This is a genomic window from Paeniglutamicibacter sp. MACA_103 (assembly GCF_045798555.1).
Lineage (GTDB): Bacteria > Actinomycetota > Actinomycetes > Actinomycetales > Micrococcaceae > Paeniglutamicibacter.
In genome coordinates this window covers 42,485-61,429 of record NZ_JBIXLN010000019.1, presented here as the reverse complement: position 1 = coordinate 61,429, position 18,945 = coordinate 42,485, and the positions used below count along the sequence as shown (strand labels likewise).

Annotated in this window: 12 protein-coding genes and 1 pseudogene; 6 read left to right on the top strand and 7 right to left on the bottom strand. The window is 63.0% G+C overall.

Annotated features, from left to right (window positions below):
* Positions 1-134: 134 nt before the first annotated feature.
* The 6 genes and pseudogenes from mmsB to ACIPVK_RS10830 all read right to left on the bottom strand — a co-directional run bounded on the left by mmsB (position 135) and on the right by ACIPVK_RS10830 (position 8,280).
* A pseudogene (gene mmsB, locus ACIPVK_RS10855) lies at positions 135-1,068 on the bottom strand (3-hydroxyisobutyrate dehydrogenase).
* A gap of 418 nt (positions 1,069-1,486) precedes the next feature.
* A complete protein-coding gene (locus ACIPVK_RS10850; protein WP_407611990.1) occupies positions 1,487-3,382 on the bottom strand; it encodes an AMP-binding protein in 1,896 nt (631 codons plus the stop codon).
* 1,178 nt (positions 3,383-4,560) lie between these two features.
* A complete protein-coding gene (locus ACIPVK_RS10845; protein ID WP_407611989.1) occupies positions 4,561-4,926 on the bottom strand; it encodes a hypothetical protein in 366 nt (121 codons plus the stop codon).
* A 557-nt stretch (positions 4,927-5,483) separates the two neighbouring features.
* Complete coding sequence (locus ACIPVK_RS10840) at positions 5,484-6,125, bottom strand: NAD(P)H-binding protein (RefSeq protein WP_407611988.1); 642 nt, start codon at positions 6,123-6,125, stop codon at positions 5,484-5,486.
* Between the two features lie 95 nt (positions 6,126-6,220).
* Complete coding sequence (locus ACIPVK_RS10835) at positions 6,221-7,147, bottom strand: intradiol ring-cleavage dioxygenase (RefSeq protein WP_407611987.1); 927 nt, start codon at positions 7,145-7,147, stop codon at positions 6,221-6,223.
* Between the two features lie 29 nt (positions 7,148-7,176).
* A complete protein-coding gene (locus tag ACIPVK_RS10830; RefSeq protein WP_407611986.1) occupies positions 7,177-8,280 on the bottom strand; it encodes a maleylacetate reductase in 1,104 nt (367 codons plus the stop codon).
* A gap of 394 nt (positions 8,281-8,674) precedes the next feature.
* Here ACIPVK_RS10830 and ACIPVK_RS10825 point away from each other — a divergent pair, with 394 nt between their 5' ends.
* The 5 genes from ACIPVK_RS10825 (at position 8,675) to ACIPVK_RS10805 (ending at position 14,539) form a co-directional block, all read left to right on the top strand.
* Complete coding sequence (locus ACIPVK_RS10825) at positions 8,675-10,255, top strand: bifunctional 3-(3-hydroxy-phenyl)propionate/3-hydroxycinnamic acid hydroxylase (RefSeq protein WP_407611985.1); 1,581 nt, start codon at positions 8,675-8,677, stop codon at positions 10,253-10,255.
* Positions 10,233-11,390: an alpha/beta hydrolase gene (locus tag ACIPVK_RS10820; RefSeq protein WP_407611984.1), complete on the top strand. Its 1,158-nt coding sequence runs from the start codon at positions 10,233-10,235 to the stop codon at positions 11,388-11,390. The genes ACIPVK_RS10825 and ACIPVK_RS10820 overlap by 23 nt, the downstream gene beginning before the upstream one ends.
* Before the next feature lie 10 nt (positions 11,391-11,400).
* The gene (locus ACIPVK_RS10815; RefSeq protein WP_407611983.1) at positions 11,401-12,219 is read left to right on the top strand and encodes an SDR family oxidoreductase; all 819 of its coding nucleotides are present in this window, start codon (positions 11,401-11,403) and stop codon (positions 12,217-12,219) included.
* A gap of 40 nt (positions 12,220-12,259) precedes the next feature.
* Positions 12,260-13,846, top strand: coding sequence for an FAD-binding oxidoreductase (locus ACIPVK_RS10810; protein ID WP_407611982.1), 1,587 nt, complete (start codon positions 12,260-12,262; stop codon positions 13,844-13,846).
* A gap of 75 nt (positions 13,847-13,921) precedes the next feature.
* The gene (locus tag ACIPVK_RS10805) at positions 13,922-14,539 is read left to right on the top strand and encodes a TetR/AcrR family transcriptional regulator (RefSeq protein ID WP_407611981.1); all 618 of its coding nucleotides are present in this window, start codon (positions 13,922-13,924) and stop codon (positions 14,537-14,539) included.
* 17 nt (positions 14,540-14,556) lie between these two features.
* Here ACIPVK_RS10805 and ACIPVK_RS10800 read toward each other — a convergent pair whose 3' ends face one another.
* Positions 14,557-15,642, bottom strand: coding sequence for an alpha/beta hydrolase (locus ACIPVK_RS10800; RefSeq protein ID WP_407611980.1), 1,086 nt, complete (start codon positions 15,640-15,642; stop codon positions 14,557-14,559).
* A gap of 1,393 nt (positions 15,643-17,035) precedes the next feature.
* Here ACIPVK_RS10800 and ACIPVK_RS10795 point away from each other — a divergent pair.
* Positions 17,036-18,769, top strand: a complete 1,734-nt coding sequence (locus ACIPVK_RS10795; protein ID WP_407611979.1) for a CocE/NonD family hydrolase — start codon at positions 17,036-17,038, stop codon at positions 18,767-18,769.
* Positions 18,770-18,945 lie beyond the last annotated feature (176 nt).

Here is an 18,945-nt window from a genome sequence, read left to right as displayed (position 1 = left end):
CCCCAGCGATGAATTCGCGGTTATATTCCGACCTGTCGGATTTTTGACCACGCTTCCGCGAAAGGAGCTGTCAGACCACGTTGCGGTTCACTCGAATTTATGGTCATGCGGTACCCATTATGAAGAATCCGCGATTATGCAGAATTCTGCATAGTACCCAGCCCAGGTGCGGTGGGCTGATCAGCGAAGTTTGATTCCGATGAATTGGCCCTAACGACGGTGATGATTGCGGAAAAATCCTGTTCAGCACCTCCGGCCGTGGCAAAATCGCGATACATCTCAGTTGCTCTGCCTCCCAACCCGACGTCCTCAAGTCCGGCGGAAGCCAAGGCACTGGCCGCCAAGCCTAAGTCTTTTGCCATCAGGGCACTCGCGAAACCAGGACGGAAATCGTGGTTGGCCGGGCTGTTGGGCACCGGACCTGGTACAGGGCACTTGGAGGTGAGCGCCCAACATTGTCCGGACGCGTTTGAAGTCACGTCGAATAGTGCCTCGTTGCTCACCCCAAGCCTTTCCCCCAAAACAAAGGCTTCACTCACCGCGATCATGGAGATGCCTAAAATCATGTTGTTGTAGATCTTGGCTGCCTGACCGGTCCCCGGACCGCCGCAGTACACCTTTAGACTGCCCATCACGTCGAGAAGCGGTCCGGCCTGAGCAAAGTCAGAATTTGATCCCCGGACCATGAAGGTCAAAGTGCCGGCAGCGGCACCTACAACACCGCCAGAAACGGGTGCCTCCAGACACCGGTGGCCGGCTGACGCCGCCATCTCGTGCGCTGACATGGCATCGTCTACGGCGATGGTGGAACAGTCGACGAAGAGGGCGCCAGGGGAGGCCACCGACAACAAGCCAGCAGAACCAGCTGTTCCTGAGTAAAGTTCCAGCACGTGGCCCCCGGCTGGAAGCATAGTGATAACCACGTCAGCTGCCTCAACGGCAGCTACCGCGGATTCTGCAATCCTGATTCCATTGGCGCGGGCCTGATCAAGCGACGAAACTGCTAGGTCAAAGCCTGTGACCTCATATCCCGCCCCCCGCTAGGTTGGCTGCCATCGGACCACCCATTTGGCCAAGTCCTATAAAGGCGATTCGTGTTTTCAAGAGTTATCCTCGCGTTTCTATTAGTATTTTTTTGCGCGTGCACCGGAGGCGGTGCAGTTCGCGGCTCTCCGTTTCGCCCAGTGTCCGCTTGCGGCCTCGTTGGTTTCTGCTTCCAGTAACTGATTCAATGGCTGCCGTGAGCGGCCGTCCGAAAAATCTCCCCGGAGTTTTCACCGAGAAAACACGGCTAAATGGGCCTTCGGCTAGCGAAATCGTGCAATCCGTCCTCTAACTTTCTGTTGCACTGACCAGTACTTTCCTGATGGAGTTCGCCCACAGGTACACTCTTTTGGCGCTTTGCGGCAACCTGAAATTGTGGGAGGCCACTCAGACGGAGCCGGTCGGTCTTGTGCCACTCCGAGGAGCCGGAGGTCTCGTTCGATCAATGTTCACCGGTTGCGTGTCTACCTTGAAGTATTGGAAATAGCGACGTCAGGATTTCAGGGTTCTCGATGGTGGCGGGCAGCGCCTCATCGCGCCCTTCCGCGATAGCACGCATACTGCGGCGCAAGATCTTCCCGGAGCGGGTCTTGGGGAGACCCTCCACAACGAACAGCTCGCGAAACGCCGCCACCGGACCGACCTCCGCACGGACGGAGGCGACGATCTGCTCACGCAAGAGGTCCTCGCTGATGCTGGCACCGGACTTCAAGACCACGAAGCCCCGAGCTATTTGCCCCTTCAAGTCATCCCGTACTCCGATAACCGCGCACTCCGCGACCGCCGGATGGGCAGCCAGCACTGCTTCCATGACGCCGGTAGACAATCGGTGGCCAGCAACATTAATGACGTCGTCGGTGCGACCCATGACAAATACGTATCCATCCTCATCGATCAGACCGCTGTCGCCGGTAAGATAATAACCGTCGAACTCATTCAGGTATGCCTTGCGATAGCGTTCCCGGTCCTGCCATAGGGTTGTCAGCATGCCTGGCGGTAGCGGCAATCTGATACACAGCATCCCCTCGGTCCCGGGGGCCACCGGGTTGCCGTCCGGCGAGAGCACGCGAATATCGAACCCAGGCACCGGAACCGAGGGTGACCCCGGCTTGAGGCGCATCGGTTCGAGCCCCCGGAGATTCGCGCAAGCCGGCCATCCGGTTTCTGTCTGCCACCAGTGATCCACGACCGGAACGTCCAGGACGTTGCTGGCCCAGTAGTAGGTGTCCGGATCGAGCCTTTCTCCGGCCAAGAACAGCGTCTCCAGGCTACTGATGTCGTACCCACCCAAACACATAGCGTCTGGATCAACCCGTTTGATAGCCCGCATCGCTGTCGGTGCGGTGAGTAGCACTTTGACTTGATGAGTCTCGATTACGCGCCAAAAGGCACCGGCGTCGGGATTTCCGACCGGCTTTCCCTCGAACATGACAGTAGTGGCACCGCTGATGAGTGGGCCATACACCGTGTAGGTGTGGCCGACCTGCCATCCCACGTCTGAGGCTGCCCACATCGTATCGCCCGGGTGAACGTTGTAGATGTTGGGCAGAGACCAGGCCAAGGCCACCGCGTGGCCTCCGTTGTCGCGGACGACACCTTTGGGCTTGCCCGTGGTTCCCGAGGTGTAGAGGATGTACAGCGGGTCGGTCGCCCTAACCGGCTCGCAATCGGCGGGTTCGGCAGCTGAAATCACTTCATCCCAATCGAGTTCATGTTCCCCTAGCTCGGACATGGACTGCTCACGTTGCAGGATGATCGTGCAATCGGGACGATGACGCGTCCTGTCCAACGCGGCCCGGATGATCGGCATGTACTCCACGACCCGGCCCGGTTCCAGACCACAGGATGCAGCCACGATCACTGTGGGCTCTGCGTCGTCGATCCGCGCGGCTAATTCAGGAGCGGCAAATCCTCCAAACACTACTGAATGAACCGCGCCGAGCCGGGCGCAGGCCAGCATCGCGATCGCGGCTTCGGGAACCATCGGCAGGTAGATCAGCACACGGTCTCCTCGGCGGACGCCCCTGTCACGAAGAGCACCTGCAAACCGGCGGACCTGCTCAAGGAGTTCACTATACGTATAGTGCTTCGTGGGATTCGTCATCGCCGAATCCCACACGAGAGCATCCCGGTCGCCGTTCCCTTGGATGACGTGTCTGTCTAGGGCGTTGTAGCAGGTGTTGAGTACCCCATCAGGGAACCATTCGAAGAAGGGTGCCTCGGAGTCGTCAAGCGCGCGCTGGGGCTTTTCGTACCAGTCGATTGCTTCTGCGGCCTCGAGCCAGAATGACTCTGGGTCGGCGATACTTCGTGCGTAGGCGTCAGCGTATGCAGACATGGAATGCGTCACACTCCTGAAAAGTTGGAAATTGGACAATTAATGGCTCCGGGTTGGCTCCAGAGGATCACTGCACGATGTCTGCGTTTTGCAGTAATGCCAACGGTCGGCTGTAGATTCCGGTCGGGGAGCCCTCGGCGGCCCCAAACGGTGCGCTTTTGCCCCTTCAAAGCAACCGGCCGCTTGGCCAAAGTCGCGCAACGCGCCGCAGTGCGCTGGGTCGCCCGGTGACTTGGGGCGATATGGCGACGGGCAGATCCGTCGAGTCCGTACGCCGTTCCTAGCCCGTTAGGAGGGTTGCTCAGAGTTCTTCCGAACGGTCTAGGTCACCGCGGCGGCAGGCTTGCATGTCACCCGATCACCAGGGCCCAGACATCGTCCGCGTGCTTTGCGAACGTTACCGGTGGAGAAGCCTGGCGCATCACGACTCGGCGGCGCGCTCCAACAGCTTGTGTTGGTGGTGGAGTACGAACTCGTGTCTGTAGTGAAGCCCAAGTCACGGGGAAGCGGTAAGTCCATCGATGTCAGACGCTTTCAGTTGCGGGAGTTTGTCTGGGCGGGGTGTTTTACCCGGGGCGCTTGAATTAGACGCCTACTGGCGAGTGCTAGTTAAGGTGGCTCGGTGCCACAACATGGTCTCTTCTCCCCTCGGATAGGTGGTCATCTGGCTGAAGAAATGAACAGGGAAAGCGGGGCATCCGTCCGTGAAACGACGCAAAAGAGAAGGTTCCTTCCCGCTAACAGGCGCAGAGGATGTCCTCGACACTGATGCAGCTTCACGTACCCTCGAAGTGTGTTCCAGATAACTCCGTGGGACAACCGGGATAGTCATTGAATAAACAAGCCTGCAGTGCAGGAACATAAGACTGCCTTCGTTGATCGTTCTGGAGCTGGACCGGATCCGCGATTCACTGTTCTTAAGCCGCGAGGACACCGGCTTCCCCCTCGCCAAGTCCGTACCGCCGTCGCCGAACCCTGGCGCCTGGACCCTTCTGGTTTTAGCAAAGCGGTGGAAAACGCGGGGAACCCGTGAAACGAGTCCAGGGTCGGGAAAACTGCCCCATGATGCGTTGGGAGATGGAGTATGAGGAGTAATGGATTGCGCGTTTAGGGGCGGCTTGTGAATTTAGCGCTGTTGTTTACATTCTCTGATGCAATCAATTATTTAATTTATTGCTTTAGTTGAAATGCCGGTGATTCCGGGATTCAGGGTGTCTGGTGGATGCCGCCGACCAGTCACTCCCCGCCGGGGGGGGGTATTCTCGTGCAGCTCGACGTACTAGGTGGCCGGCGTTGGGCTTGAAGCCGGCCGTGAGTATTTGCGGGTTGTGGGCGTCGCCTTCCAGCACGGGGCCGGAAAGGATCTTGTCGAACGGGATTCGTGCCGGGTCGATGTACTCTGCCTCGAGGGCGTATTCCTTCTCCAGATAGGGGCGTATCTCGGCGTGCCAGCGCTGTTCCGATTCATCGGGCCGGGCAAACACGTTCATGACCTTCACCGCGAGCTCTTCCGGGCCCTCGATCACCGGGGCCGTGGCCTCCACGGCCGGGGAAACCTGGGCGGCGTCCTCGGTGTTGCCGGGCAGCTGCGCACATCCGGCGATGGCCAGGACGGCCAGCCCGGCACAGGAGACTGCAGTTGCCTTGGACCACAGGCCGGCACGCGCCTGGGCCTCTTGGAACCGTGGGAAGTGGAGTCGGGGGCATGGGGGTTCGTGAAGCCGGGCATTAGAGGGGTGGCTTGTGAAAAAGTGAAATATCCGACGGTAGGGCGATTCCCTGCCCGGGACGGGCCTTCGTCTGGCCTTTAGCCCGTTCCAATCATGGGGTCTGATACCAATAAAGGAACATCGGTTGGCGCTAAGGAACCTGTTTAGCCGGCAGGGCCCAGGTGTTGCTGGTGAAGCGTCCGGTGACGGGGCGGTGGAGTCGACCAGTCGATGCACACTTGGCCCAGCTTGAAGCTGGGCCCGCCATTTGCATCCCCCACTGCCCTGTGCGATGCGAACAGGGCAGTGAGGCACAAACGAGGTCGATGGCTGCGGGACATGGATGTGGCGCTATGAGCGGAGTTTTCCGGCGACCGTCGTGACTGCGTGGCTCAGGCGTCACCGACAGTGAAGCGGGTGTTGTGATGCCTCGGTTGCTCGATCTCATCGAGGAGGGCGACGGCCATGGTCCCGGTCGTGGTGTGGGACTTACCGTCGGCCGCTAGCAGCAGTTCGTCCACTCCAATCATCGGCTTGCTCGCCCTGCCCGGGGCGAACGTCGCTTGCGGTGATGCGCCGACCCATTTCACGTGCTCAATGGTGCGCAGGTACGCCAGCTCCTGAAGCTGTTGCTCCGGGATGCTTATCCAGGCCTCGGCGCCCGGTGCCTTCCGGATCTCTTCGATGAACAGGTGGCGGTCCTCGCCGGTGACCAGCGAGCCGGCGCCGAGGATGAACACCAGTCGCGGCTGCTTCGGTCCTGCACATTCGACCAGATGCCGGGCCAGGTCCACATGCTTTTGAGCTTGGTCCGGTGACGTGCCGAAGGCGTCGACCACGACATCGAATCCCGCCAGGTCTTCGGCCGTGAGCGCGAAGGCGTCACGCTTCAGGACCGGTGCCTGGTCTCCCAGGACTTCGGTGGCCCGAGCCTGGTCGCGCACGATCGCGACCGTGTCGTGGCCGCGGGTTACGGACTCCTGGAACACGGCCGAGCCGGCTTTGCCGGTGGCCCCGATGATGCCGATCTTCATGGATTTCTTCTCCTTGCAGTGAAGTGGGTGGTGCAAAGGGCGTCGCTGCGGGCCGGGTGTCGGGTGGCCGCGACGAAGAGGGGGAGGAAGTGTGGTTACAGGATGCTGGCGGGGGCGAGGACGATGTCGAAGCGGGCCCGGGTCCAGACCGCGTCCAGCAGGTCGCGGCCGTCGGGGGTGGGGGTCCCGGCGGGCTGTTGCGCGAAGTCCTTGATGAGGGACTCCTTGACGCCGAAGACGGTGTCGTGTTTCAGCAGCTCGTCGCCGCGCACGAAGATGTGCGTGACCAGGGTGCGGTGGTTCTCGGCCGTGACCATGAAGTGCAGGTGGGAGGCGCGCATGGGGGACCGGCCAGTGGCCTCGAGCAGTTTCCCGACGGGGCCGTCGTGGGGGATGGGGTACGGGGTCGGGGTCAGGCCCCAGAAGCGGTAGTTTCCCTGGTCGTCGCTGAAGAGGTGGGCCCGCCCCGTCACCCGGTTGTCGGGGTACTGCACGTCGTAGAAGCCGTCTTCGTCGGCCTCCCAGACCTCGATCCGCACATGCGGGATCGATGAGCCGTCGGTGTCCTTCACGGTGCCCTCGACCCAGCAGGGCTGGCCGGAAGCACCTCCGGCAATGTCCCCGCCGATCGGGATTTCGGGGGCGTCCTCTACGAAGAAGGGGCCGAAGACGGTGGCCTCGGTGGCGTTGCCTAATGCGTCGTTGTTGACGTTGATGGTCTGCATCGAGACCCCGAGGATGTCGGAGAGCAGGATGAATTCCTGGCGGCGGTCATCGGTGATGTGCCCGACCTGGGTGAGGAACTCGATCGCGGTGTTCCATTCGGCTTCGGTGAGCCGGACATCGCGGATGAAGGCGTGCAGATGGGAAACCAGGGACTGCATGAGTTGCTTCAGCCGCGGGTCGGTGCAGTCCTCGAAGGAGGCGAGCACGTTGTTCGTCAGGGTCTGCTCGACCGCCTGCTGTTGGGTGGAAATGGCAGCGGGAAAAGCGGGCGAATCGGTGCTGGTGGTCTCCGTCATGGGATCCTCCTCGGTTCTGGGTGGGTGGATTAGCGAGCAGGCGTGGTGGCTACCATGGGGGTGGCACCGGTGAGTGCTTCGGTCAGCAATGCCGTGATGTTCTGCTCGGTGACGGCCGTGGGGTTCGACGCTGGTGCCGCCTTGACCACGCGCTGGACCGCTTCGGGGATCCCGGCCTCGGTGAACCCGTAGTCGGCCAGCCGGGCGGGCGCTTGCACCGCCGAGTAGAGCTCGCGCAGGGCGGCCACCGCGGCGTCGGCAGGGTCGTGCGTGGAGGCTTCGCCGCCGAGGGCGATGGCCAGCCTGCCGGCCAGCTCGGGCACGGCCGGGGCGTTGAACGCCAGCACATAGGGCAGCACGGTGGCGTGGGTCTGGGCGTGGGGCAGATCAAAGGTGCCGCCGAGCACGTGGCAGATCTTGTGGTGCAGCCCGGAACCGGCCGAGGCGAAGGACACTGCGGCCAGGTAGCACCCGTAGAGGGCTTGTTCGCGGGCGTCCATATCGTCGGGGTTGGCCACGATTCCCCGCAGGGCCAGGCCCAGCGCACGTGCCCCTTCCAGGGCCAGAGCCTGGTTGATCGGGTCGGCGTTTGGGGCCCAGAGGGAGTCGACGCAGTGGGCCATGCCGTTCAGCCCGGAGGCCACGGACAGGCCCACGGGCAGGGTCTTGGACAGGTCCGCGTCGTAGACCACGGTGGTCGGCAGCACCCGGGGGTCTGTGCCGGTGGTCTTGGTGCGGTCCTCGGTCAGTCCCCACACGTTGGTGGCCTCGGAACCTGCGTAGGTGGTGGGCACGGCGATCACCGGCAGCCCGGTGGTCAGGGCCACGGCCTTGGCCAGGCCGGTGGTCGAGCCGCCGCCGACGCAGACGATGACGTCCACGGACTCGATGGCCGCCGCTGCCCGGGCCTTCTCGGCGACCTCAGCCGGGACGTGCTGGATGACCTCGTCCCACCACAGGGCGGGGACGATCTCGGCGGTGGCAACCTCGGCCAGGGCGCGCTCGGGGGCGCCGGCGATGACCATCGGGCGGGTCACGCCCAGCCGGGAGATCTCGGCGGCCACGTGCTTGGCTGCCTGCCCGGTGCCGAATAGGACCCGCTGTCCCAGGGTCGTGTGCTCGAACTTCAACATAGGTATGTGCCTTCCTAGATATGGCCAGCCGACAGGAGTGCGTCCCGGCTGGCCTAAAAGATCGCCGACGCGGCGGAGGGCCGGTCAACGTAGGGGTTACTTCCTTCGCTGCGCCCTGTTTCGCTCGGGCCCGGGGTGCCCCGGCCTGACCGTACGCTGCGGCTCGACCATGGGTCCCGGCAATCCGCACCGTCAGCGATGCTCACAGGAAGAACGGCGGATTGTGTGAGTCCAATTTATACATTTGTACCGGGTTGTTGTCAACGAATAAATGGAGGAGAGATTATCCGTTGACAGATCGCGCATAGAAATGTAAGTTTATGTTCACATTGTCAGTGACGTGGTTCACACCATGTCGCTGTTCCGTATCAAGCACACTAGTCAGGAGTCTCCCGTGCTCACAAGCGCAGCCCCCGCCAAGATCGCCGTGGTCGGTTATGGACCGGCGGGCATGTCCGCCGCTGCCCTCCTCGGCCAACTCGGTCACGAGGTCGTCGTCATTGAACGGTGGCCCAAGCTGTATGGCCTGCCCCGGCTCACACACATTGATGATGAGACCGCGCGGATCCTGCAGGGTATCTGTGACATCGACAAGGCCCTTGCCGATTCAACCCCGATCCGTTACGAGTGGTTCAACGGGAAAAACGAACTTCTGCTGGAAGTCCCGACCATCACACGTGACCAGGGCTACCCGGCCCGCAATTCCATTCACCAGCCGGACATTGAGGATGCTATCGACGAGCGGCTCCGGTCCTTGCCGAATGTGGAGATCCGCCAGGGGTGGGCACTGATTGACTACAGCCAGGATGAGGCTGGGGTGCACCTGCGAATTGCTCCTTGGGAAGGGAAAGCTGCGAACGAAGAAGCCGCGGTGTCGCTAGACGTCGACTACCTGATCGGTGCTGACGGGAACCGTAGCGTGGTCCGGGAGGTCATGGGCACCGGCCGCAAGGATTTCGATTTCCACGAGCAGTGGATCAACATTGATACTGAGTGGCTCCGACCGCATGACGGTAGCTTCACCAGCGCGAAGCAGTTCTGCGACCCGGCCCGGGGGCACATGTTCATGGGCATCGGACTGCACCGGCAGCGCTTTGAGTTCGCGGTCCTGCCCGGTGAGGACGCCGCGCAGTTTGAGAAGACGGAGGCGGCGTGGGAGTGGCTGGAGCGCACCCATGGCCTCGGGCCGAAGGATCTCAAGATCATCCGCCACTTGTCGTATACGTTCGTTGGTCGCACGGCTGATGAATGGCGTCAGGGTCGGGTCTTCCTGGCCGGTGACGCCGCGCACGTCACGCCCCCGTATCTGGGCCAGGGGGCCTGCTCCGGGATCCGCGATGCGGCCAACCTGGCGTGGAAGCTGGACTTGGTTGCCACGGGCCGTGCCCCGCAGGCCCTGTTGGACACCTATCAGGAAGAGCGGATGCCGCATGCCACGGCCGTGATTGAAATGTCGATAGCGTTGGGCAAGATCGCCAACACTACCGACCGGGAGGCAGCCGCTGCCCGGGACGCGGCGTTCATGTCCGGAATGACTCCGCCGCCGCTGACCCTGCCCCGCATCGAAGGGTCCCTGCTGCCGTCGGCCTCCCAGGACTCACCGACCGGACAGATGTCGCCGCAAGGAGTGCTCGCCCGGGATGGTCAGGCACAGCGGGGTGATGACGTGCTGGGGGCCGGGTTCCGTCTGCTCGCCCTGCCCGGGGCGTTGGACCAACTGGGGGATCCCGAACGGGCAATCCTCTCCACCCTGAAAACCCAAGTCCACGTGCTCGACGTGGACGTCGAAGATGTCGATAGCACCTACGTCGACTATCTGAAAGCACACGCGGCGCAGGCGTTGGTCATTCGACCGGACCACCTGGTGCACGCCACCGCGACGGCCGAGGAGCTACCGGCCGTGATCGCCGACTTGGGCCAACGGCTGGACCTGACAGTGCAGGGCGAGCCTCGTGCCTTCAGTCAGCATGCCTGACGAGGTGCCGGGGACGGTGAGGAATACCGCGACTGTGGAGCGCGCGGGGCAGGGCGCAGAAGCGCTCCACCGCGACATGCCCTTCACCCGTCTGGTCGACTGCGGCATGGATCATGCCGACGCCCGCGAACTGTTGGATAGGACCCTCCACGGCCAGCCCTGGCACGTCGTGGCGCGGGAATTGGGCGAACGGCAGGCCCACCGCCGCGATCAGGCGACGGCCCGTGGCTTCCGTGCCACCGCACTGGACGCGGCACGGTACGCGATCGCCGCGTTCACCTTCGCACAGATGGCCCATGACCGGGACACCGCGCACAAGACCGACGACTACGAGCGGCTGGATGCGGCCATCGCCGAACTTGTCGCTTTGAGGCCGGCCGAGATTCGAGAGTTCACCACTCCCTACAAGCACGGTGAGCTGAACGGCTGGCTGCTCACGCCCCGGCACGCCGAGCCGGTCGCCACGGTGATCGTGTGGGGTGGGCTGAGCGGCTGGGGCATGGCGTACCTGCCCGTCGCCGAGGCCCTGGTGGACCGCGGCCTGGCGTGCCTGCTGGTGGAAGGGCCAGGACAAGGACGGTCGCGACTGAAGCACCGGCTCTACGGGTCCCGGGAGTCGATCGGTGGGTTCGGCACGTTCGTGGATGTCGCCACCGAGGCGCTCGGACTGCCAGGAAGGATCGGCATCCTGGGCAACAGTTTCGGCGGTCTCATCGCCGCGCACGTGACCGCGCGTGACAAGCGGGTTGCTGCCTGTGTCATCAACTGTGGACCGGCGGTGATCTCGGTGCCGTCCGGGCCCTCGGCCCGGGAACAGCTCGGAGCGTTCCTCGGCACCGACGACATTAACCGGATGGACCAGGAGCTAACCCAATTGCAGTTTCCCCCCGAACCCGGGGAAGAGACTGCACAAATCCGCGTCCCCTGCCTGGTGCTCAACGGAGGTCAGGACCCCCTGGCTCCGTCCATCGCGCAGGAACCGTTCCTGGCGCAGGCAACCCACCCGGCGTCCCGGCTGCAGACTTGGCCCGACGGCCAGCACAACCTCTACAACCATGCAGCCGAACGCAACGCCCTCGTCGGCGACTGGTTTCTGACCCATCTCACCACCCCTACTGCATCAACACATCGCTAAGGAGAATCACATGTCAGCATTCACGGACCTCACGGGAAAGACCGCCTTTATCACCGGAGGAGCCTCCGGCATCGGCCGCGGCATCGCCGAACACTTCCTCGAGGAAGGCATGAACGTCGTCATCGGCGACATCGAAGAGGACGTTCTGGCGGCCACCGTTAAGGAACTGGGCTGCAAGGGCATCAAGACCGACGTCACCAAGCCCGAAGACCTCGTCGCGGCCGCCGAGTACACGGTCGCTGAGTACGGGGCCGTGCACATCGTGGTCAACAATGCCGGCGTCGGCTCGATGGGACGGATCAAGGACCTCTCCCTGGCGGACTGGCGCTGGATGCTGGAGGTCAACCTCTTCGGCGTGATCAACGGCGTGCACACCTTCCTGCCGCTGCTGTCGCAGAACCCGGAGGGAGGCCACATCGTCAATACCAGTTCGATGGCTGGCCTGACCTCATTCGCCAATCTAGGCTCCTACACGACCTCCAAATTCGGGGTCGTCGGTCTCACCGAGGCCCTGGCCCGCGAATTGGAAGAAGACGGTTCCCGGGTTGGGGCCACCGTGCTTTGTCCGGGTCCGGTGCGCAGCAACATCAAGGCAGGTCTCCGCTCCCGTCCGGCGGAGGAGACAAGTGGGCTCTTCGACGTGGATGCCTCTGTCGAGGGACCGCTGGCCTCGATGCGGTGGATGCCCGCGATCGAGTGCGGGCGCTTGGTTGGCCGTGCGATCAAGAACGGTGATCTGTATGCGATCACCCATCCGGAATTGTGGCCCCTCGTGGAGGACCGCCAAGCCGGTGTGCAGGCCGCCTTTGCAGGCCAGCCGGTCCGCTGACCGGACCAAACCCAGATTCAGATCCAGACAGGAACACGACATGACAGATCAGACTACGGCGCCCTTGAGTGAGACCGCGACCGCATCGAACCTCTCCGCGGCCGTCCAGGACTGGGCCACGGCCCTGGGCCGGGAACACGTGCTGACGACCGAGGAGGAGGTCAGCAACTTCACCGACCCGTATGCCCCCGCTTCGACCCGTCCTCTGGCTCCGGCGGTGCTACTGCCCGCCACGGTCGAGGAGGTCCAGCAGGTGTTGAAGATCGCCCAGGACCACGGCGTCTCCGTCTGGGTGAACTCGCAGGGGCGCAACAATGGCTACGGGGGCTCCGCCGCCGCCGAGGTCGACACCGTGGTGGTGAGCCTGCGGCGCATGAACCAGGTGCTGGAGATCAACGAGGAGCTCGCCTATATCGTGGTCGAGCCCGGTGTTTCCTACTTCGACCTCTACGAGGCGGTCCGCCAGTCAGGCAAGCGGCTCATGATCGACGTGCCTGATCTGGGCTGGGGCTCCGTGCTGGGAAACGCCCTGGAGCACGGCAACGGATACACCCTCAACGGCGACCACGCCGCCTCGGTGTGCGGCATGGAGGTCGTTCTCCCGGATGGAGAAGTGATCCGCACCGGAATGGGCGCCCTGGACGGGGCCCAGACCTGGCATCTGAACAAGCGTGGCTTCGGGCCCTCCGTGGAGGGCCTGTTCATGCAGTCCAATCTTGGGGTCGTCACGAAGATGGGGCTCTGGGTCATGCCCCGGCCCGAAGCGTACTTTGACGGGTGGCTGACCATCGAGCGCGACGAGGACCTCGAAGAGCTGATCGACCGGTTCCGGCCCTTCATGCTCGACGGCACCGTGGGCAACTGCCCCTCGATATTCAATCCGCACTGTGCCCTGTCCACGAAGGTCACCCGGGCCGACCTCTGGGATCAACCCGGACCCTTGCCCCAAGACGTCGCCCTGTCCATTGGTCGCAGCCAAGGCCTGGGCGCCTGGACCATGCGCTTCGCCCTCTACGGGGACGAAGCCGTCGTCGCCCGGCATCGCCAGCGCATCGAAGACGCCTTCGCGAGCCTGGAGGGGGCGACCGTCACCGGGAGCCTGCTGGATCTGGACCGGGTCGTCCTCGAATCCGAGGACCTGGACCAGAAGCAGAAGGTCCAGGCCGGCGTGCCCGACCTGTCGATGCTGAAGATGCTCGACTGGGACGGCGCCCCCGGCGGGCACCTGTCCTTTGCCTCGACGGTGCCCCTTACCGGCCGGGATGTCCGTCGGATCGTCTCGCTGGTCAGGACCGAACAGGAGTCCCAGGGAATCGACTATCACGCCGGCATCCTGCTCTATCAGCGCTTCGCCATCCACGCGTCCTTGCTGATCTATAACCTCGACGACGAAGCCCGGTATCAGACCGTGCGGGACATCTACACGAAACTCGTCGTCGAGGCCGCCCGCCTGGGCTACGGCGAATACCGCGCCCACGTGGACTTCATGGACCTGGTCAGCGACCAGTACGGGCACAACGACCACGCGCTGCGACGGTTCGTCACCTCCTTGAAGGCCCATCTCGACCCGAAGGGTATCCTCGCCCCCGGTAAACAGGGCATTGGCTCTTCCCGGCACCGCAACTAGGCGCACCGGTCCTGTAAGGTCGGAAGCATGCCCGCACTGCCCGCCAAGCCTCCGGCCCTACAGGACCGCAGCCGAATGACCGAATACCGAATCCTCCAGGCTGCTCTCGGGATCATGGGCAAGGAAGGCCTCGAGGATCTGACCACGACCAGGGTCAGCGAAGTCGCCGGAGTCTCCGTCGGTACAATCTACCGGCGCTTTGGCAACAAGGAGCACTTGGTCCATGCCACCCAGCTGGAGTTCCTGCGCACCTTCCGCGAACACTTCGTGAAGCGCATCGAAGACCGAGGTCCCAGCCAGCTCAATCCGCTGTTGGCCGTCGAAGCCGCGACCCTGGCCCTGTGTGAAAATTTCAGGGACTACGAAAAATTCGTTCGCCAGCAGCTCTTCCTGGGCCTGCAGAACGAAACCGTCTTCACTGACGGCCGCGAGGCCAGCCTGGCCATTGGCAAGCTGTTCGGGGCACCAATCCTGCGGCACCGCTCGCTGATCGTGCACGATTCGCCCGAAGAAGCCGTCGACTACATCTACAGCCTGACCTTCTCCGCCTGCGCCCATCGCATCGGCCAACGCGGATTGCTGGAATCAAACCAGCCCCGCCGGTGGGATGACCTGATTAAGCGTCTTGTCCGAACGAACCAGGCCTACCTCTTCTGCCCGCTCGGGCAAGAGCCCTCTGAGCCACCGCGATAAGCCCGGCCGGACTCCACTCAGCGGGCCGTCCCGGCACTGAATTGATCCGCGAACCAGTCCGTGACCACATTGTTCCGTTCGTCGCTGTGGTTGTAGATCGTGTGGTTGCCGTCGTCCCAGACCTTCAAGGTGGCCTCAGAGCGGGCAGCTTCGAGGAAGGGCTGTTGGTCCTCCAACCGCACCAGCGGGTCCGCACCACCATGCACCACCAGAACCGGGCATTCGATCCGGTGTCGACCCGCATCGAAGCGCAGTCGGCGGAAGTTCTCCTCAATGGCGGATGCGTCCTCCGAACCGAGCATGGCCCCCGCCTGCTCCCGGAACGCCCGGAACTCCATTAGGTGTCGTTCGGCAAGGCCACCATTGATGCACACGGCGTCCACCTCGCTGTTGGCCGCCGCCGTGAGCGCGGCATAAAGCCCCCCCATGCTGTTGCCCCACAGCCCCACGGGGCCGCTATCGAGCGTACGGGCGTACGCGACGAACTCACCGTAAGCGGCCGTGACATCCACGTCCAGGTACACGTGGTGACGCATGCGGGTTTCACCCTGGCCCGGCCCTTCGGCCAAGATCGTGGTGAGCCCACGGTCGCCCAGGGCGTCCGCGTAACGGAGATAGGTGGCACCCCAGCCGCTCTGGCCCCCGAATACGATCACCGTTCCGCGGGAGGTATCACCAACCGGTTGGACCTGCCAGCCCACCAGGGCCCCGTTCTGGAAGGGCAGCTCAATACGGTTGACTGCCCGTGGTGCCAGCCGACCCGCCTCCCTTACCGCCCCAACGAACCCTTCATAGAGCTCCAGCTTGCGAGCAGTGTCCGTATTGATAGCCATCTGTGCAAAGGCAAAAGCAGCAGCAGCGGCCCGGTACTCACCAGCAGCCGTGACCCGGTGACCCGCGCTGGAAGCGGCACCAGCGCGATCAAGGCGCCTAAGCCCCGTCCGCTCCAGGGTGACATCCCACGCTTTGCCTTCGCTGGTGGCGCCTTCGAGCGACACGACGTCGGCATACTGCATCCCGCCGTCCAATAGGCGTGAGACCGGCATCGCGCGCCAATGAGCGGCATTCTCCGCCGCAAGTACGTCCAAGCCAGCTAGAGTCATCGCGAACCTCTCCTTCTACGCGACCTTCCGGACAGACCAGGCCAGGCACCGTGCCTGGTGTTGGCCCGCCAACTCAGGCCGGGTTCATGAGCGGCTCGCATCAGATATCTCTCCCCGTCCAGGCCACCGGGGAGATCGCCGGCTGCTGACCGGGGCGGGCGTTCGATCCTCGCACGCTGTCATCGCTCTTGAACACGTCGAGCTCCTAACTGGTTAAGGTACGGAGGCCCCGGAAGAGTGAGGCATGCCATAGCTAATATGAACATGAACTTACATTGGGTGGGGGTCGAGGGTCAATGGTGACGAAGGGGTGGTTACTTGCAAGGACTGACGCTGAACCCGGCGGGATATCCATTCCAGTTCCAGTGTCCCGTGAAGCTTGGCCTCTGCTGGGGGCTCCGTTGCAGAAGGGCTTTGTCATCCGCTTCGGTCGGAAGAGCCGGGCCGTCCTGCCTGGCGATAAGTCCATAAGTCTGGCTCAGGCTGCTTGGCAAATGCCGGATAAATGTGAATGCAAGATCGCAAGCTCGATACTTGGGCGCTAATCGCGGGAACACATCCTCCTGCCGCCTGCAATGGACGGGCAGCATCGGTGCCTCCCCGTCGGCCGGTGGCTGCCGCTGGGTGGAGAACGGCGACACTGCGGGCAACAGTGGTTCGTGCAGGTGCCCGCAATCCCCGCTCCACGCAAGCACAGACAATATCCCGGTGAACCACCGCCAGCGAAAGCTCCTGCCGCTTCCAATAGCGTTTGCGGACAAACTCCTCAACCACCGCCTCTATGGGCGGCGACCATCGGATCCCGCCCCTGCCGCCACCTGACCGTCCGGGAACCAAGTCCATCACCAGAACGGTACCTCACCTGAAGCCCTCGACCAGCCTGGCAACCTGTCGATGGGGAACACCGAACCGTGGGGCAGCATCGTCCGCCACCCCATGACCAACGACATCAAGTCCGGCCAAAGGAAGCAATCACAGCAGCCTGCTGCACCGCTATATCCCAAGCAGCATCAGACATCGTCAGCTGACCCCGCTCAACGATCGGCGGCGCATCTTCTGTCATACCCGCCACCGAAGAGGACGGAGTTTCGAAGCCATCGCTAATGGTCGTGCAGACGCCTTCAATACAAAATGGCTGCTGTGCAGCCGACTGAAAAACAACTGTTCAAAGTCGGCTGCACGCTCCCGGACTTCCGGATAGATCAGTGCAATCGACTTCGAAAAACGACAAGACCCGATTAGCGAGATTTGCTTCCGCTGCGTCCGGTCAAGCACGCGAGATCGCGGTTGGCGGGAATGCGCATGGCTGCTGGCAGGATTCCGAATGCCCCCGCCCTTGCCGGATGCCTACGCTGGCGCAATCCATCGCCAGTTTCATTCAAAGGAGAATCTCGTGGCACAACCCAACGCCGCTCCGATACCGACCCGTGACGGCACTGTTCGCGGCGTACCGGACCATCTGCCGATCATCTACTCACCGCTCGAGAGCGCCGAACAATCGCCGTACCCCGGCTTCGCGCCAGGTACCACTGTGCATCCGCGCGGCTCGATCCACCGCGAAGGCGGCATGCCGCTGCCCTGTGACGTGCTGGAAGAACGCGATGTGGCCATTGTGCTGCGCGACGGAACGACGATTTACGCGGATGTATTCCGTCCGGCCGACAGTGACGCACCAGTAGCCGCGCTCCTCGCGTGGAGCCCATACGGCAAGCGCGGCGGCATTATCAATCACGACACGTTCCTGCCCGGCAGGATGGACGTCAAGACCGAGTGGGAAGACGGTCTCAACAAGTTCGAGGGCCTCAATCCCGGCTACTGGGTAAGCCACGGATACGCGGTTGTTAACCCAGACGCCCGCGGTGCCTGGAAGTCCGAGGGGGACCTGCACTGGTTCGGCACGCAGGAAGCCGAAGACGAGTACGACACCATCGAGTGGGTCGCCGAGCAGTCCTGGTGTGATGGCAAGGTCGCGCTGACTGGTAATTCGTGGCTCGCCATCACACAGTGGTTCGTGGCAGCCATGAAACCGCCGCATCTCGCTGCTATCGCGCCATGGGAAGGGCTGGATGACGCATACCGCGATTGGTTCTGCAAGGGAGGCATTCCCGATGGCTCCTTTGCTGACCTCTTCCTAGGTGCCCTCCGCGGGGACGGCCGGTCGGAAGCCCCCCTGGCAACGCTCGACCGATATCCACTGATGAACGAATACTGGGACTCGAAGGTCGTCGATCATGCTTCGATCGAGGTGCCGGCCTACGTCGTCGCGTCGTGGACGAACATTCTTCACACGCGTGGCACGTTTCAGGGCTGGCGCAAAATGTCGTCGCCGCAAAAATGGCTGCGCGTCCACAATACGCACGAGTGGAACGACTATTTTAATCCGGTCAATGTCGAAGACATGCGCCGCTTCTTCGACCATTTCCTCAAGGACGTCGACAACGGTTGGGAATCGACCCCCCGCGTGCGTCTGACCGTACTCGACCCGGGCCACGACGACCTCATGTACCGTGCTGAGTCGGACTTCCCGCTCGCTCGAGCAACGAGCACAAGGTATGACCTTGACATCGCGGATCGGTCGCTTCGCACGGAGCCCGTAGCGGCAAGCGAAGTCTTGGCCTACGAGCCCGACGAGCAAGGTGTGACCTTCACGCTCCCGATCGCGCGCGACACCGAGTTCACGGGCTATGGCAAGGTGAAGCTCTGGGTGGCTGCGGAGGAGGCCAATGATCTCGACGTGTTCGTGACCGTGTCGAAGCTCGACGCCGACGGCCAGGAACTGCTCACGGAGGTCGTCAGCGGCCGGACGCACGCTGGCCAGTCGGGGCGACTACGGGTTTCACTGCGTGCCCTCGATGAGGCAGCATCGACCGAGCTCGAACCGCGGCAGTCGTTCCGCACGAGCGAGCCGGTCGAGCCCGGTCAAATTGTGCCGATCGAGATTCCACTGTGGCCCTACTCAATCCGCTTCCACGCTGGCGAGTCGCTGCAACTGCGCATCCACGGTATCGATCGCCTCAAGCGGCCTGAGTTCCCTGAGCTGCCTTCTGATCCCACGGTGAACCGGGGACGGCATCTGCTCTACAGTGGCGGCGAGCACGACTCGCACCTGCTGTTGTCGCAGATCTAACGCAGTCGATTCCGACGCAGAGCGGCACCGGTCGTCTTCCGAAGGTTGGTGCCGCTCTGTGTCATCACCGGCAGGATCGCCTGGCGTCCGCAACCCGTGCGACGACCGCGGGCGCGCCCCGATGTTGCGATCGATTATTCCTCTGGCGACCGCGGGAATCGAGTGTAGGGTTCAGC